This is a genomic window from Methylobacterium oxalidis (genome assembly GCF_007992195.1).
GTDB classification, from domain to species: Bacteria; Pseudomonadota; Alphaproteobacteria; order Rhizobiales; family Beijerinckiaceae; genus Methylobacterium; species Methylobacterium oxalidis.
In genome coordinates, this window is sequence record NZ_BJZU01000089.1 from 1 (window position 1) to 16067 (window position 16067).

Consider the following 16067-nt stretch of genomic DNA (forward strand, 5'->3'; position numbering starts at 1 on the left):
GAGGCCGCGCACGGTGCCGGCGGGCGCGGAGAAGGATTGATTGTCCTGCACGAAGGCGATGTCGAGGCCGGCCTCGGCCAGGACGTCGGCGCGGTAGGTCTCCGAGAACCAGCCCCGGTCGTCGCCGTGCCGCTTCGGCACCACACGCTTCACGCCCGGGATCTCGCACGCGATCACCAGCACCTCGGCCTCCTCCTCGCGCAAACGGTCCCCGCTCCGGCCCGCCGCCGACCCGGCAACGTGGGCGACAGCTCCGCGCATCGAGCCCATTCTCGCTGCCGATGCAAGCTGATAACGGCCCCTTCCGTCGCACCTCCAACGCCCGCGGACACCCTCAGAACCGCGCTTTGACCTTCCCGGCTCGAGGCTGTAGGCACTAGGGCAAAGGTAACCAACCGATCCCGATCACACGGACAAAGTGCCTGAAATGAGGAAAGCCCTTATCACCGGCGTCACCGGCCAGGATGGAGCATACCTCGCGCAGCTCCTGCTGCGCCACGGTTACTCCGTCTATGGGTTGGTACGCCGGTCGAGCACGACCGACGTGAACGACCTCCGTCTGCGCTGGCTCGGCATTGCAGACAAGATTACCTTGGTGGACGGCGATCTGTCCGACCTGTCCAGTCTGATGAGGGCTATCCGTCAGATCGAACCGGACGAAGTCTACAATCTCGCGGCGCAGTCCTTCGTGAAAACCTCCTGGCAACAGCCGCTTCTGACGGGCGCGGTCACGGGGCTCGGCGGCGCGCACATGCTCGAAGCCGTGCGCATCGAGAAGCCGGATGCGCGGTTCTATCAGGCATCTTCCTCGGAGATGTTCGGTCTTATTCAGGAATCCGTCCAGAAGGAGACGACGCCGTTCTATCCGCGCTCGCCCTACGCGGCCGCGAAACTCTACGCGCACTGGATGACGGTGAATTACCGCGAGAGCTTCGGGCTGCACGCGTCGAGCGGGATCCTGTTCAATCACGAGAGCCCGCTGCGCGGCATCGAGTTCGTGACGCGGAAGGTCACGGACGGCGTCGCCCGGATCAAGCTGGGTCTCGGGCACGAACTCCGCCTCGGCAACATCGACGCGCAGCGGGACTGGGGTCACGCCCGGGATTACGTGAAGGCGATGTGGCTGATGCTGCAGCAGGAGACGGCGGACGACTACGTCATCGCGACGGGTCGCACTGTTACCGTCCGCGACATGTGCCGGATCGCGTTCGACCATGTCGGGCTCAACATGGACAAGTTTCTCGTCATCGACCCGAACCTGTTCCGTCCGGCCGAGGTCGACATCCTCCTCGGCGACGCCTCGAAGGCAAAGGCCAAACTCGGCTGGGAGGCCGAGACCTCGCTCGAAACGATGATCAAGGAAATGGTGGACGCCGACGTCCAACGGCTCTCGAACGTCAGATAGAACCGTCTCATTTGGTCGGCACTCTACAAGAAGCAACTTCATGTCCGAGAGAATCCTAATCACGGGTGCCGATGGATTCGTAGGACGACACGTCATAGAGGCGCTGCTCAAACGGCCGGGCGAAGCGAACCGGATCTTCGCGACCTGCCGGGCCGGCTGCCGCGCCTTTCCGGCCTCCGTCGAGACGGTGGCGCTCGATGTGACCGAACCGCTACAGGTCCAGAGGGTCGTAGCCGAGACGAAGCCGACTACGATCCTCCATCTTGCGGCGATCGCAGCGACTCAGGATGCGCAGAAGGATCGCGGCCATACCTGGTCCGTGAACCTGACGGGCACGATGTCCCTTGCGGAGGCAACCCTGACTTCCGTACCGGACGCGCGCTTCATCTATATCGGGAGCGCCGAGGTCTACGGCAGCACGTTCCAAGTCCAGTCGGGCCCGCTGGACGAGGACGCTACGCTGCGTCCCACCACGTCCTACGCCGCGTCGAAGGCGGCAGCCGACCTCCTCGTCGGCCAGATGGTCCATACCGGTCTCAATGCGGTCCGGTTCCGGCCATTCAATCACACGGGCCCGGGCCAGACGACCCGCTTCGTCGTGCCCGCCTTCGCATCGCAGATCGCCCGTATCGAGGCGGGTCTGCAGCAGCCGGTGATCAAGGTCGGCAATCTCGAACCGGCCCGCGACTTCCTCGACGTCCGGGACGTGGTCCGCGCCTACGTTCAGGCGATCTTCGCCGAGGACCTGCGGCCGGGCAGCATCTTCAACATCGCCTCCGGGATTCCCCGCACGATCGCGAGCGTTCTCCGTGGCTTATGCGATCTCTCGCGGGTCGAGATCGCCGTGGAGCAGGATGAAGGCGTCCTGCGGCGCAACGAGGTCATGTCGGCGACCGGGAACGCCGAGGTCGGGCGGAGCGCGCTCGACTGGCAGCCGCGCATCCCGTGGGAACAAACCCTGCGCGACGTCCTCGAGGAACACCGGAACGCGCTGAGGGTCTAGCCGCCGCGCGGACCCCGGTCTCCCGAGAGGGCGCCGTCTTCGATCGCGACCATCGGAGGCGGGGCCACCCCCCTCTCCTCAGAGACGGTAGATGGCCCGCAGGGTCCCCGTCGTCGGGTCGTCCCCGAAACGCGACCCGCGCTGAAGCGCCTGATCGTAGTTGGCGAACAGGTCGGCGGACCGGTCCTTGAAGTTGCCGAGGCGCTTCAGCCGCTCGATGTATCGCGGGAGGCTGAGCAGGTTGCGGACCTGATCGTCCTCGCCGAAGCCCTCGCGCACGAAGTGGGTGGCCTGCCCGACGTTCGAGATGCGATAGCGCCGCAGCGCGTCGGCGGGCACGCCCATGGTCTCTGCGAGATCGTAGGTCTCTGGCAGGCGTTCGATGTGCCAGACCGGAGCGTAGCGCATCCACGACACGTTCATGTTCACGACGATCTGATTTGAGCCGATCCAGTAGCCCGGACGGTCGAGCATGTGTTCGAGGACGTGCTTCGTCGTCGGGATGCAGCTCGCCATGTCTGAGAAGGGCGGCGCGGACGTGTATTGCGAGTATGCGGCGAGGGCTTGGTCCCTGCGGAAGACGCAGGCGTAGATTGCCGTGAAGAAGTTCTCGTTGTTGGCGGCAAACTCGCGGATCTCGTCGTGGAACGCGACGGGCGTCTCCGTCGCGATCGGCGTCGCGGATTCGAGCAGGCCGTCGACGTCCGAAAGGTCCGAGGGCCGGTCGAAGTAGGTGTAGGCGTAGTTGATATAGACGAGCTCGCTGCGCGGATGCGCCTCGATCGCGTTCAGGATCAGCGCCGTCGTGCCCGGCTTGACCAGATCGTCGTCCCCGAGAATCCAAACAAAATCGCCCGCCGCGAGCTGCGCGGTGACCGCGAGATTGCCCAACATGCCGACATTCTCGGCGTTCCGAACCGATTTGACGTCGTAGGCGGCCGCCAGTTCCTGCATCACCTGCGGCGTGTGATCGGTCGATGCGTTGTCGACGACCAGGAACTCGATCTGATCGCGGTGCGCGCTCAGATCTTGCGCCAGCAGCGGAAGCGTCTTGCTGAGCCAATCGGCTCGATTGTAGGTCGACACGCAGACCGAGAGGCGTATCGGGCTTCGCGCGAGCGGCGAACGCTCGATGTTCGGAGCGACTGCGGCGAGCTCACGCAATCGAAGCGGGTACATCTCCGTAAGAACACGGCAGAATCGATCCACCAGGCCGGACCCGTCCTCGTCCGCCTCCAGAAGTACGGAGCGCCCACGGACGAGGGCGACCGGATGGTCTGTTGCGCACAGCGTCGCGAAGAACCGCGCGTAATCCTCCGCGTGCTCGAAGACGAGCATTGCCGCTTCGCCGATCAGACGGTCGAGGCGGCGGCTCGACGATCCGCACGCCGCCACGGCTGCCCCGTCCATCAGCACGGCGAGGCGTTGGCCAGGCCGCGACGGCACACTTTCTTCCTGCGAGGAAAGGCTCGCGAGCACCCATTGTCGGTTCGGATCGGCTCCGAAATGAATCGGGTTCGAAACGAGACGGCGATCCATGTCCAGGGCTTCCGTTCGCAACGCGTCCAGGAGCGGCGATGAGATTCCCCGGTCGACTTGCACAGCGAGGCCGCGCAGCGTGCACGCGTCGCGCCGCAGCGCCGCCCCGTCCCCGTCCGCCAGATGGATCTGAGGCAAGTGCCGATCAGCATCGACCGAGGCCGAACCTACGGCGAGGGCATCCCGCCAACGATCCCGCAGATTCGCGCTCGACGCTTGGATGACGTCCGCGAGGAACGCCCAGGGGCCGGCACGGCCGTCCGCGTCGGTGAGCGTCAGGAGCGAGCGGATCTGATGGCGGCGGGCGTACTGGAAAAGGGCGGGACGCTCCCGCTCAGGCACCTCGGACAGTGCCGTGTCCGGGACCGTCAGCCATGCCTCGTTGAGGGTAGTGCGAAACTCCGGGACGAGATGAAGCAGCTTGGAGTTGCCGTCGGCGCCCATCGCCTCCAGAGCGAGGGTTCGGCTGTTCCAAGACACGGGGATGCCCGCGGCCGATCTCGTTGGCCCGTCGAACGCGTCAGCTGGGAGCGTCCGCGGCTCCGCAGCGGGTTCCAGGCAGAAATCCCGGCGGAGCCAGGAGCGCGCCCGTCCCGTGCGCGGATACGGAATGCCGGGCGGGCAGAGCGGCTCGTCAGCAGCCAGGGAGGCGGTGCTCGGCACCGTCTGCGAAGGTCGACTCAGAGGCTTTGAAGCAAGATCGCGATCCGCGCACGCTCCGACGATCATGTTCGCCAAGCGCGTACTAAGCCTGTCCCATGTGTGGTGCGACAGCCAATTCTGCTGCTCGTCGTAGAACTGGTTCAGCGCCTGACGATCTTCGATCAGGGGCATGATCGCCGCAGCGATAGCTTCGGAAGTTTCGTTAGCCGTTCGGTGACTGAAGCCCCGGATATCATTGAAGATCGGCTCAGGGGTCGTCAGCACCGGGCGACCGGTGCCGAGCGCAATGCGAACCGCAGCGCTGGCCGACTCGCCAGTCGACCGATAGACAAAGGTGAGCAGGTCGGCAGAGCTGAGGAGTGTCGAAGCCTCCCCGACGGTGAGGAAGTCGGTGACGAGAACGACCGCGTTCGACAAGCCCAAGCGGTCGATCAGAGCTCTCAGATCGTCACCCACGCGCTCGCTACGCTCGTCCAAGGTGGCACAGGCCAGAAGCAGGCGTACTCCGGTCTGGCCCGCGTCGTGGAGGAGCTTCACGGCCTCGATAAGTTCGGCGAGCCCCTTGTGGGGTAGCAGGAACCCGAAGCTGGCCATCCAGAACGTACCGTCCTGCAAACGCGCAGCGATCTCCTCGCGATCGCTTTCAGATAGCGTGGCGCCCTCCACGGCAGCGAGGCTGCGCGCCATGGCCCGCCGCGCCAGCGCTGCATCGGCCCGGCCATAGCCGTCATCGTGCCGCACATGAATGCCGAGCGGGAACAGCGCAACATTCTCGACTAGACCCAGGCGCTTCAGCCGCGTGAGATCTGCCGGTGTGTGGACGAGGATGCGTTCCAACTGTTTGAGGTGAAGCACGCCGCGTGCAACCCGGTCGCGGTCGATATGGTCGAGGAACGCGGTCGCGTGCAGTTCCAGAATAACCGGCGATCGTCGCTGCAACTCTGCGAGACGTCCTGCCGCAGAGCCAAGGATATCGAACAGCGAAGCTTGATGCTGGACTAGGATCGCGTCGAAGCCGCCAGCCTCGACAAAATCGAGCGCGCGCGACAGATCTTCCTTCAGTGAGATCGAATACAGCGGGAGGATTTTGTCAGAAGCAGCTGCGCGTGTGTCAGTGACATAGATGATTTCGAAAGCATCGCTACTAAAATTCGTCAATAAATCCTTGGTGTACTCTGCAATGCCGCAATGACTTGCCCAACTCGAGATCAGGCCGAGCCGCAGCGGTGCAGCCGTTGCGTTCCGGTTTCGAAGCAGGTCCCGGATGTATGAGTCCACGCACTGTGCACTGGCCGATCGATTATAGATCGAGCGCACGAGCTCCTTCCCATTCTGAATGGTCGTCCGGATATCTCGACCACCAACGGACCCCTCGAGGCCGGGAAGGCCGCTCTTCTGCCCTTGCTGCCAGGCGCCGAGAAACTCGCGCATCATACGGCGCAGGTCGCGCGTGTTCGGGTCGACCCATAGCGAACCGACCTCTCGAAAATGACTTTCTGCCGGAGCGAAATCATAGTCGAGGCACCAACCGGTCTGCGCGGTCAGGAAATCCGTGTGGGCGCCATAACCGGTGGCGATCACGGGACGGCCGCTCAGCATCGCCTCGGCGGCGGGGAGGTTGAAGCCCTCGCCGCGCGTCGGCAGGACCACGACATCGCTCGCCTTGTACAGATCGGCGAGTTCCCGCTCGGTCAGGAAGCTCTCGTCCACCTCGACCGGCGCCGCGTCGGGATGCGTTTCCCGGAAACGTGCGATCTGATCGGCGACGTCGTTGTGGATGTTGGCGAAGGTCTTGATCAGCAGTTCGACCGGCTCGTCGCGCGTGAACTCGGCGAAATAGGCCGCCAACAGGACGTCGACTCCTTTCCGCGGGAAGGCCGACGAAACGTGAAGGAAGCGCATGCGCCGCCGCGCGGGCGCCATCGCCGGCCCAGACGCGGCCCCGTCGTGCGGAGCTTCCGCCGGCGCCTCCCGGTAGGCATCGCCGACGCCGAGCGGCACCACGCGGATCGGCAACTTGCAGCCGGAGTCGCGCAGCACCTTCCGAACGAAGTTGCTGGCCACGATCAACGCGTCGAAATTCACGTTCAGATGCGCGACGTGCCCGTGCGGAACGAGTGATTCTTCCCAGAAGAACGTCGCGACGCGCAGCCGCGCCTCGCGCTCGTCCTTGATGAGGGGATAGTGGTGGCACAGGGAGACGTAGTCGCCATCGTCGGGCGGCGCGTCGCCCCACGGCTGCAGCATGGCCTCGATGCGGTGGGTCTCGGGTGACTCGAAGGCGATGGAGGGCGCCTCGATTTTCGCCCCGTGAAAATGATTGACGCGGACCGCCGCCCCGAGGTCGGAGAGCCCGAGTGCGAGATCGCGGTTGACGCCGGACAAGCTGTAGTGCCCGTCGATATGGCCGACGATGCGGATGGAGAGCGGCTCGCCCACCGCCCCGGCGCCGCCCGTGCTGCGCGGTGGACAGAGATCGAGCGCGCGCGGTCGATGCGGCAGCCAGGCCCTTTCATCGGCGAGGCCGGAGTGACCGTTCGCCGCCGGATCCGTCTGAACGGCATCCTGCGCGCCATTCCGCTTGCGGCGAAACCAGCGGTTGTGGAGGCCGAAGAACGACAGCAGTGTCGCCGATCTGCGCAGGGAGCCGCGCCTGAACTCGCCCTGGACCGCGGGCCCGGCTGCGCTTTCGAGCCTGCCGAGCAACCGCGCGGGCCAGCCGAGAACCCAGATCTCGACCGCAGATGACGGTTCGCTGGCTAGCTTGGCCGGATCGAGCGGGATCACGAAAGCGCAGTGGCCGTTGCGGCCGATATCGTCGGCCTCCAGGTCCTTTCGCCAGCGGTCCGCAACGAAATGCCCGTAATATCTTCCACCGATGAGGACGATGACGCCGAGGTCGCGATCGCTCTGCGCGAGCGTCACCCAACCGTGCAGCGCGCCGTCGCGATATCCGTCGAAGTGCCCCCTCAGATTCTGCGGCTTCCGGAGATCGATGACGTTCACGCGGAAAAATCCTCTCGGGTCGGGCGGATCATGTCCAAGTTGACCTGTGCTGCACGGCAACGGCCGGGCCCCACCGAAGGTGGGTCAGAGCGTCGGAGGTGCCGCGAGCGCCTTGTAGCGGCGCGCGAGCTCCGATCCCATGTAGCGGTCCCAGAAATCGAGCGCGGCGGTGACCTGCCTCGGCCGCTCCGTCAGAAAGTGATGGAGCGCAGCGGAGGTCGCAACCGTCCGCGGCTCCGGACTTCCGGCGCGCCAGAGGTCGGTGGACTCGAGCAATGCGGCCGAGGGAGTCGGTTCGACGCCGCGCGCGGCGCCCGGGTCGAGCAGGACCGGCTCGGGACCGCGGCGGGACGAGGGCGGGAAACGACTGACGGCCGCCGCCCATCGGTCCTCGTAGCTGTTCCGATACGTCGGCCGTGCAAATCGCGCCCCGGCCAACCGCCAACTGTCGAGGAGCACGAGCGTCGTCCGGCTCGCATCGGTTTGGGCGGAGAGGTCATCCGGAAGCAGGACGATGATGTCCTGCCCGTCCGCATCGGCGCTGGATTTCACGCGGATCGCAGGTGCCGCGGTCAATCGCTCGAGAAGTCCTGCCGGCAGGAGAGACTCAACTCCCTGGCGCACGCCGATGGAAACCGGCTCGGCGACAATCTCACTCAGCAGGTCGGACATCAGAGTGTCGATGCGGGCACGTGCCCGCCGCAAGATCGCGAAAGCGTCGCTCTTCCGCTGCAGTTCGGCGCGTTGCTGCCGCCGCGCCGCGACGGCGGCGGCCTCCGCCGACTGGGCGATCTCGGCTCGGACGACCGCATCGCCCTTCTCGATGAGCCGGGCCTCCCAGTTCCGCAGCTCGTCGTCGGAAGGTAGCCGCTCCAACTTCTCAAGGTAGATCGCTTCGAGCGTTGCGCCCTGCTGAGACATCGGTGCTGTCACTCTCGCTCGTCACAAACGTGGGCGCAGACCCTGCCGACATGGCTGCGGCCAGGATGCTCGCCTCGCGAACCGGGCGCGCGCATCGGTTGGGCTCGATCTCGACAGGCAGCGCTCGGCGCTGCAACGCCTGCCACAACTCAGGGAGGTGTCTTAATGGCCTCGCCCTGCGCACCGCAAGTGCACACCCGGAAAAGCGCTGCCCGCGACGCCGCGCTTCGCCCAGTCGGGCCGACTCTCGCGCCGCAATCGGAGCATCTGCTCCGATTGCGGCCGTCAGCCGCTCAAATCAAACCGTAGCGCGCCTCGTAGGCGTCGACGATCAGTCGGTTCCACGCCTGCCCGGCGGCGCGGGGAGCATAGCGTTGCCGGAGCGGCAAAAGGACCGAGGGTCCGGTCCGCGCGATCTCCAGAAGCGACCGATCGTCGACAAAGACGGACGGCCGCACCTCACGCAGGTTCCGGAACATCGAGGAGCCGCTCACGGCGACGGGGCGCCCGGAGGCCAGAGCGTAATCGATGCAGCTCGAAATGCCGCGCCCGGGGGCGTCGTCGTACAGGAAGGCATTGAGATCGTTGCTCGCGAGGAATTGGAGCAACCCTTCTTCTTCGAAGAAATCATGCGTGAATTCGAGGCTGATGCCGGGCTTCGTTACCGCTTGCCGGCAATCGGAGATGATGTTGGCCAGGGCCGAAGCCTCGATCATGCCCGGCAGGTCATGCGCCGGAATGTTGATCCGGATCCGCGCTGCGTTGAATTGCGCGTTCATGAGACGGCAGAGCCGGTCGAAGCCCTTCCCCCCGTCGCGAACCCGAACGAGCCGACCGTGAAGACGGGGTTCTCGGCCCGCACGTCCGCAGGAGCATCGGGAATGAAGCGCGGGGCGGATATCACCCGCGGATTTTCCGTCACGAGGGTCGGATCCGCGCAGATCAGGAAGTCGAACGGGGCCGGATCGATGCTGTGCGCGCCGGCCTCGTGCCCCTCGTGCCAGATCGCGTAAGTCGCCACCGCGTCGCCGCAGAGCCGGTCCTCGGCCGCCCAGGCCAGGGTCGCGGGATGGTGGTTGAACAGCACGAGCCGCGGGCGCGCCGAACTGAGACAGGCAGCGAATTCCTCCCGCGAGCCGCTCTCACAGTAATGCCAGGTCAGCGGGGTGACCATCGTGGCCAGCGCATCGAAGAGGCGTCGGCCAAATTGGTAGACGCCGCAGCGTTCCCCGGAATGATTGACGAACAGGCAGTCGATCGATCGCTCGGCGCGCGGTTGTTCCGATCCGGAAGCCCATCGCCGAAAGCGGTCGATGTAGCGCTGCGGGCGCAACCTCACGTCAGGCTCGGCCTCGATTGAACGCGTCGCGGATGGTCAGGGTGCGGGCATCTCCGGCACCGGTCGGATCAGTCATCCGGACTAGCCTAGCGGGCGCAAGTCGGTCAAATTTCGGATTCGGGCAGGGCCGCAGGCTTCGGTCAACAATCACGAAGGGAGACGGTGTGGCAGAGGATTTCTTCTGATGCGTCGCGATGAACCCTCCAGATTCACGAGCTGGGCCAGGGCCGTCCGATCGCCGGTCAGGTGGGCCGCGCGGGTCGTCAAGCGCCGGGCGCGGCGCCTTATGGCCGGCGATCTCGTCCACGCCACCTACGGCGCTCTGCTCGGCCGCGCGCCGGACCCGGACGACCTCGCCCACGGCCGGCAGATCCTCGCGGGCGGTGCCGGCCTGCAGGGACTCATCGCAGAACTCCTCGCCAGCCAGGAGTTTCGCGACCGCGCCGAGGCCGAGCGGCACAGAAGCGAGGCGCCCGAGAGCGTCACCCGCCTGTTCCGCCTGCTCCTCCAGCGCGAGCCCGAGCCGCAGGCGCTCGATCATTTCGCTGAACTCGCCGCGCGCGCTTCGCCCGAGGCCGTGCTCGCCGGCCTGATCGAGAGCCCTGAGTTCCTCCAGCGCGTACGCGACCGCCTCCCCGCGTCGGAACACTCCGTGGATGGCGGCCCTCCGCCCAGTCTGCGCGACTTGGCGGAGGTCGTCTCCATGATCCAGGATTTCGTGTCCGCGCGTCTGTTCGCCTCCGGATCTCGGCTGCAGCTCGGCGGTCCCGTGGCGCCGAGCACTGAGCCCGCCGCCCTCAAGGCCGCCGCGCACGCACTCCTGATGTCGGCCGCTCTCTGCCCTAGCCTGGACGGATCTGTCGGATGAGCGCGATGCCGCCTTTTCCGGCATCGCGTCCGACACCCGCCCGGATCTTGGTCGATGCGCGCGCGCTCCAGGAGCCCGCCTCGCAGGTGAGCCTGTCGGCCCTGCACGGACGCATCGTTCTGTCGGCGCTCCGGGCGCATGGCTGGCACGGGCCTGCGCCGCGCATGATCGCTCTCGTCGACGCGTCTCTGCCGACCCTCGACGGCGACAACGCCGCGCTGTTCGACGAGACGTCACAGGCGCCGCAGCAGACCGCCGGCGAGGGTGCGTGGCTGATCACCCTTTCGCCGATGATCCACGACCCGCTCTGGCTGCGGAGCCTCATACGGGACGCCCGTGTTCGCACGATCGCGCTGTGCAGCGATATCTCGATCCTCACGGACCCGGAGCGTCTTCGCGATCAGGTCGGGCGCGCGCACGCCCTCGCTGCGCTCGCGTGGCTGACGGCCTACGATTGCGTCGCGACCCTGTCCTCCGACGCCAAGGGACTGCTGGGGCAGGCCCTCGGCCCCCGCGGTCCCTCCGCGTTCGCCATATCGACGGCGCCGCGGGCGGCCTTTGCCGAGTCCGGAGGCGCGCCGCGGCCCCGCTCGGATCGCTCCGGCATCCTCGCCAGCGGTGCCGGCGATCCGCTCGGCTGCATCGAGACGCTGCTGCGAGCCCACGCACGCTCGACCACGCTCCACGCGCCGCCCGTTCCGCTGATCGTCCGGGAGAAGCTGACATGGGAGCGGCGGGCGCATCTGCGCACCGTCTACGCGCAGGCAGGCGGGCAACCGCTCAACCTCGTCTTTCACGCCTGCGAACCGACGCGCGAGAACCTCGACGACGCCCTTCTCACGGTTCCCTGCGCGAGCGGCGACCGGTCCCTTCTCACGGCGCTGGAAAGCGCGGCTGCGGGGACGCCCGTCATCGCACCGGATTATCCGGCCCTCCGAGAGGAGACCGGTCGTGAGACGTACCGGTTCGCGCCCGACCGGCCCGACGCGCTTCAGGCCCTCGTCGAGCGGGTGGTCCAGGAGCGCGATACCTGGGAAGGTTTGCGGGATGAGCAGAGCGCGATCGCGCGCGAATTCACCGAGAGCGCCCTGGCCCATCGCGTCCTGGAGGGCATCGACGGCGCGTCCCGCGCGCTACTTCCCCTCACGCCGCGCATCGGTTACGCGCGCCCGCAGATCGCCGTGCTTACACCCCTGCCGCCGTCGAGATCCGGAGTAGCCGATTTCTCGGCGGCGACTCTTGCCGCCCTCGCGGACTACGCCGATATCCACGTCTTCACCGATACCGTCTCGCCCCGCGCGAGCCGAGCCTACCGATCCGTCAGCCCGATCAGCCAAGCCTACGCGATGCGGGACCAGTTCGACGCCACGATCTCCGTGCTCGGCAATTCCGACTATCACCTCTCGATCTACCGGTATCTCCTGGAGCGCGGCGGTGCCGCCATCGCGCACGACGCGCGCATGCTCCATTTCTACGTCGGCTGTCTCGGTCTCGAGCGCACCCTGCAGGTGGCGCGCGCTGAAGGAGAGAGCGGCGCGGACGCGGCGGCCGTCGCGACTTGGATGCAGGACCAGGACGCGCTGCCCATCCTTTTCCTCTCCGAGATCGCCGCTGCGGCCCGGCCGCTGTTCGTGCACTCGCGCCTGACGGCGGATCTCATCGGGCGCTACTATCGCGCCACGCCCATCGTGCTGCCCTTCGCCCAATACCGAGAGGTGCCGGCACCGGAAAAGTGGCGGCGGGCAGCCGGTGCGCCCGTCTCGCTGGTGACTTTCGGCTATGTCGGCGACGACAAGGCCCCCGACCGGATCATCGCGGCGGTCGCGATGCTGCGCCGCTGGGGGGTCGACGCGCGCCTAACCTTCTGCGGCTACGCCGAGCCGGCGCTCCGCGACAGGCTGAGATCGCTCGCGGCGGATCTCGGCATGGGAGACGCCGTCGAAATCTCCGACACCTTCGTGACCGAGGACGCCTACCGGCAGCGGATGGCGGAGGCGGACATCGGCATTCAGTTGCGCACCTACAAGATGGGCGGCCTGTCGGGCGCGTTGAGCGATTGCATCTCGGCGGCCCTGCCCACGATCGCGAACGCGCACCTCGCGCAGGCCATGGAGGCGCCCGCCTTCGTCCGTACCATTCCGGACACGAACGCGCCCGTCGACATCGCCGAGGCCGTCCTCGGCATCCTCCAGGCCGGCGAGCACGCACACCGCCCTCTCGAAGCGGCGCGCGCCTATGCGTCCGACCACAGTTGCGACCGCTACGCGCGCCTCCTGCTCCAAGAGCTCGGCTTCGACGTCGAGCGGCGGGACGCCGTGTCCTGCGTCGCGTGATCATCCACGGCGGTCCGGCAGCCGCCGCATTCCCGATCGGGCGGGCTCGCTCTCCGGGCCCGGGCGCGTCCTCGAACCGCCCCTCTCCGGTTGACGATCCGACTCAACCTGTAGCTATACAGGGCCCGAAACCAGTACGGCGCGAGCCCGACGGGAGGCCTGTTGATGCGCGGATCCTACAAACGTATCGAGTCATGTCGCGTCAGCGGGTCGCCCAACCTGATCCCGGTTCTCCACCTCGGTCAGCAGGAGCTGACGGGCGTCTTCCCCGCGCCGGGTGAGGCCGTGACGGAAGGGCCCCTCGAGCTGGTCTGGTGCCCGGACAGCGGGCTGCTGCAGCTCGCGCACACCTACGATGCGTCGGAGATGTACGGCGACAATTACGGCTATCGGTCCGGCCTCAACGCGTCGATGGTCACGCATCTGACCCAGAAGATCGATTTTCTCGAGAAATTCGTCGATCTGAAGCCCGGTGACACGGTCCTCGACATCGGCTCGAACGACGCGACCTCCCTGAAGGCATACCAGACCTCGGGCCTGCGGCGGATCGGCATCGACCCGACCGGGGCGAAGTTCCGCCAGTACTATCCGGACGATGTCCAACTCGTCCCGGATTTCTTTTCCGCGGCGAATTTCCGCAAGGTCAGCGACCGTCAGGCCAAGATCGTCACGTCGATCGCGATGTTCTACGATCTCGACGACCCGATCGCCTTCGCGCGCGACATCGCCTCGGTGCTGGCACCGGACGGCGTCTGGCATTTCGAGCAGAGCTACATGCCGGCGATGCTCCGCACCGTGTCCTACGACACGATCTGCCACGAGCACCTCGAATACTACTCGCTCGGCGTCGTGCAGAAGATCCTCGAAGCGGCGCAGCTCAAGGTTCTAGACGTGCAGATGAACGGCGTTAACGGCGGCAGCTTCGCCGTGACCGCCGCACCGGTGACCTCGCCGCACAAGGCGAACGACGCCGTGATCGACTGGCTGCTCGGCCAGGAAGACCGCATGGGTCTTAACACGGTGCGGCCGTTCCGGGAGTTCGAGGACCGCGTGTTCCGGCATAAGGCCGACCTGACCCGGCTGCTGCGGGCGCTCGCCGCGGACGGGAAGAAGGTCCTCGGCTACGGGGCCTCGACGAAGGGCAACGTCACCCTGCAATTCTGCGGCATCACGGAGAAGGAAGTCTCCGCCATCGCGGAAGTGAACGCCGAGAAGTTCGGGCGCGTCACCCCCGGCACGCATATCCCGATCATCTCGGAGGCCGAGGCGCGGGCCATGAAGCCCGACTACTTCCTGGTCCTGCCCTGGCACTTCAAGGAGGGCATCCTGCAGCGCGAGCAGGAGTTCCGGGCCCAGGGCGGGAAGTTCATCTTCCCCTTCCCCGAGATCGAGATCATCTGACGGACGCCTCGGCCCCGCGCGCGATCGGCGCACGGGGTCGGAGCCGGGCTCAGCTCAGGAACCAGCCCTGCTCGATCTGCGCGAGGTGGACGCCGTGGGCCTCAGCGCTGTCGGCGAGCAGGACCGCGAGATCCGCGCGCGACGTGCCGCCGTTGAGCTGGTTGGTCCAGTAGGACAGCCCGTCCGTCTCGGCATGGCGGCCGAGCGCGTTCATGTAGAGCGCGTCGACGTAATCCGAATTCGCCATCGAACCGTACTTCGCCTGGTTCTCCGGTGTGCCAAGGAACGCCTGAGCGAGGCTGCTAAGTGAGCCGCCGTGGTCGAGCTGGGATTCCCAGTACTTGAGGCCACTCGCATCCGGCGGACGGTTGAGCATGGTGTAGTACAGGCGGGCGACGTCGGCCGCCTGCTTGTCCGGCACAAAGAGGCCGGTGTCGAACACCGATTTCAGGCTGCTCAGATGCTCGTCGGAGAACACGAACCCGCTCGCGACATCGATGCGGGCGGCGCCGCCATTGAGCTGGCCGGTCCAGTAGTTGAGGCCCTCCGCGTCCGCCGGGCGGCCGAGGGTAGACTGGTAGAGCTGCTGGACGAAATCGGAGTTCCCAAGCGCGCCGGCGCGCGCCTGACCTTCCTGTGAGTTAAGGAGGAGGTCGCCGAGCGTCCGCGCCGAAGCGCCGTGCTCAAGCTGGTCCGCCCAGTACTCCAGGCCGAGCGTGTCAGGCGCGCGCCCGAGAAGACCGGAATAGAGGGCATAGACTTGGCCGCCCAAGCTGTGAACGTCATGGGTCGCGTCGCCGAACAGGCCGTAATAGCCGTTCGGCGCGACACTGTACTTGAACAGATTGTAGTCGGACGGCAGGAACGTGGCGTTGTTGACGTCGACCTTCAGGTCGAGGCCGGAGGCTGCGCCGCCAAGAGCGCTCACCGGAACAGCGATCTCCAAGGTGAGATTGTTTGCGCCATAGGCGAAACTCACCGGCGTGATCGTCGGGGTCTGCCCGGCACCGAGGTAGGTGTAGAGCAGCGGCGTCCCGTCGGGATCGACGTTGATATAGTATTCCGCGCCCGTGCCGGCTCCCGAATAGGCTTCGGCGCCGGTGCTTTCGTTGCGATCGGTGTTGAGCCACAGGGTGGTGTTGAAGCCAATGGCGACCGGTGACTGGATGGCGAAGACGTACTGGCCGCTCTCCAGGGTGGCGTAGAGGGCGTAATTGGAGACGCCGGTGCGAGCATCGTCGAGCCGCTCAGCCAACGTCCAATCATTGAGGTTCCCGTCAACGGCATGTGCCATAAAGATCACTCCCAGCGCTCGTGGGTCTTGTGAAAGACCGCACTGAAGTCCCCGCGGTGCGCCCTGTGCACTTGCGCGAGGCTAATCCACGCCTGGAGATTATGGCTTCCGCCTGTCGCACGTTAGGAATAATTTGGACTACGGCTGAGTACTTTCGGATTAGGCAGATCGTATTATCAATTTTAATATTGGATATATTTTGAAGCTGGAGCAATGCTCCGCAGATTTTTTGGATAAATACAGCAAAACATCCCGCACTCGAGTAAAAATACAGGCCAAGCACGTCTCTCACAGA

The 16067-nt window shown here is 66.0% G+C and carries 11 protein-coding genes; 5 read left to right on the top strand and 6 right to left on the bottom strand.

Annotation, left to right across the window (positions count from 1 at the left end; genetic code table 11):
• Window positions 1-183 (bottom strand): dTDP-4-dehydrorhamnose 3,5-epimerase family protein (locus MOX02_RS20080; RefSeq protein ID WP_147027613.1); only part of this gene is annotated, 183 nt, incomplete at its 3' end.
• A gap of 244 nt (window positions 184-427) precedes the next feature.
• Here MOX02_RS20080 and gmd point away from each other — a divergent pair.
• Window positions 428-1405, top strand: coding sequence for a GDP-mannose 4,6-dehydratase (gene gmd / locus MOX02_RS20085; RefSeq protein ID WP_147027574.1), 978 nt, complete (start codon window positions 428-430; stop codon window positions 1403-1405).
• A 40-nt stretch (window positions 1406-1445) separates the two neighbouring features.
• Entirely contained in the window at window positions 1446-2408 is a 963-nt protein-coding gene (locus MOX02_RS20090; RefSeq protein WP_147027575.1) for an NAD-dependent epimerase/dehydratase family protein, read from the top strand.
• Window positions 2409-2486: 78 nt separating this feature from the next.
• Here the strand turns inward: MOX02_RS20090 and MOX02_RS20095 are convergent, their stop codons facing one another.
• The 4 genes from MOX02_RS20095 to MOX02_RS20110 form a co-directional block, all read right to left on the bottom strand.
• Complete coding sequence (locus tag MOX02_RS20095) at window positions 2487-7616, bottom strand: glycosyltransferase (protein WP_147027576.1); 5130 nt, start codon at window positions 7614-7616, stop codon at window positions 2487-2489.
• 84 nt (window positions 7617-7700) lie between these two features.
• A complete protein-coding gene (locus tag MOX02_RS20100) occupies window positions 7701-8537 on the bottom strand; it encodes a hypothetical protein (RefSeq protein ID WP_147027577.1) in 837 nt (278 codons plus the stop codon).
• Window positions 8538-8830: 293 nt separating this feature from the next.
• Window positions 8831-9316 (bottom strand): hypothetical protein, encoded by a 486-nt coding sequence (locus MOX02_RS20105; RefSeq protein ID WP_147027578.1) that lies wholly within the window; start codon window positions 9314-9316, stop codon window positions 8831-8833.
• Window positions 9313-9876, bottom strand: a complete 564-nt coding sequence (locus tag MOX02_RS20110; RefSeq protein ID WP_147027579.1) for a hypothetical protein — start codon at window positions 9874-9876, stop codon at window positions 9313-9315. The genes MOX02_RS20105 and MOX02_RS20110 overlap by 4 nt, the downstream gene beginning before the upstream one ends.
• Window positions 9877-10162: 286 nt before the next feature.
• Between MOX02_RS20110 and MOX02_RS20115 the strand changes: the two genes are divergently transcribed.
• From MOX02_RS20115 to MOX02_RS20125, 3 genes are all read left to right on the top strand, one after another.
• Window positions 10163-10744 carry a DUF4214 domain-containing protein gene (locus MOX02_RS20115; protein WP_170267932.1) on the top strand — a complete coding sequence of 194 codons (582 nt, stop codon included), beginning with the start codon at window positions 10163-10165 and terminating at the stop codon, window positions 10742-10744.
• A 47-nt stretch (window positions 10745-10791) separates the two neighbouring features.
• Window positions 10792-13077: a glycosyltransferase family protein gene (locus tag MOX02_RS31380; protein ID WP_170267933.1), complete on the top strand. Its 2286-nt coding sequence runs from the start codon at window positions 10792-10794 to the stop codon at window positions 13075-13077.
• A gap of 165 nt (window positions 13078-13242) precedes the next feature.
• Window positions 13243-14478: a class I SAM-dependent methyltransferase gene (locus MOX02_RS20125; RefSeq protein WP_147027581.1), complete on the top strand. Its 1236-nt coding sequence runs from the start codon at window positions 13243-13245 to the stop codon at window positions 14476-14478.
• Between the two features lie 49 nt (window positions 14479-14527).
• Here MOX02_RS20125 and MOX02_RS20130 read toward each other — a convergent pair whose 3' ends face one another.
• Window positions 14528-15772 (bottom strand): DUF4214 domain-containing protein, encoded by a 1245-nt coding sequence (locus MOX02_RS20130; protein ID WP_147027582.1) that lies wholly within the window; start codon window positions 15770-15772, stop codon window positions 14528-14530.
• Window positions 15773-16067 lie beyond the last annotated feature (295 nt).

Bases quoted from the DNA above. Each gene is read 5' to 3' on its own strand.
- gmd (WP_147027574.1), top strand. From the start codon at position 428: ATGAGGAAAGCCCTTATCACCGGCGTCACCGGCCAGGATGGAGCATAC.
- MOX02_RS20105 (WP_147027578.1), bottom strand. From the start codon at position 9,316: ATGAACGCGCAATTCAACGCAGCGCGGATCCGGATCAACATTCCGGCG.
- MOX02_RS20115 (WP_170267932.1), top strand. From the start codon at position 10,163: ATGGCCGGCGATCTCGTCCACGCCACCTACGGCGCTCTGCTCGGCCGC.
- MOX02_RS20100 (WP_147027577.1), bottom strand. From the start codon at position 8,537: ATGTCTCAGCAGGGCGCAACGCTCGAAGCGATCTACCTTGAGAAGTTG.
- MOX02_RS20130 (WP_147027582.1), bottom strand. From the start codon at position 15,772: ATGGCACATGCCGTTGACGGGAACCTCAATGATTGGACGTTGGCTGAG.
- MOX02_RS20125 (WP_147027581.1), top strand. From the start codon at position 13,243: ATGCGCGGATCCTACAAACGTATCGAGTCATGTCGCGTCAGCGGGTCG.
- MOX02_RS20090 (WP_147027575.1), top strand. From the start codon at position 1,446: ATGTCCGAGAGAATCCTAATCACGGGTGCCGATGGATTCGTAGGACGA.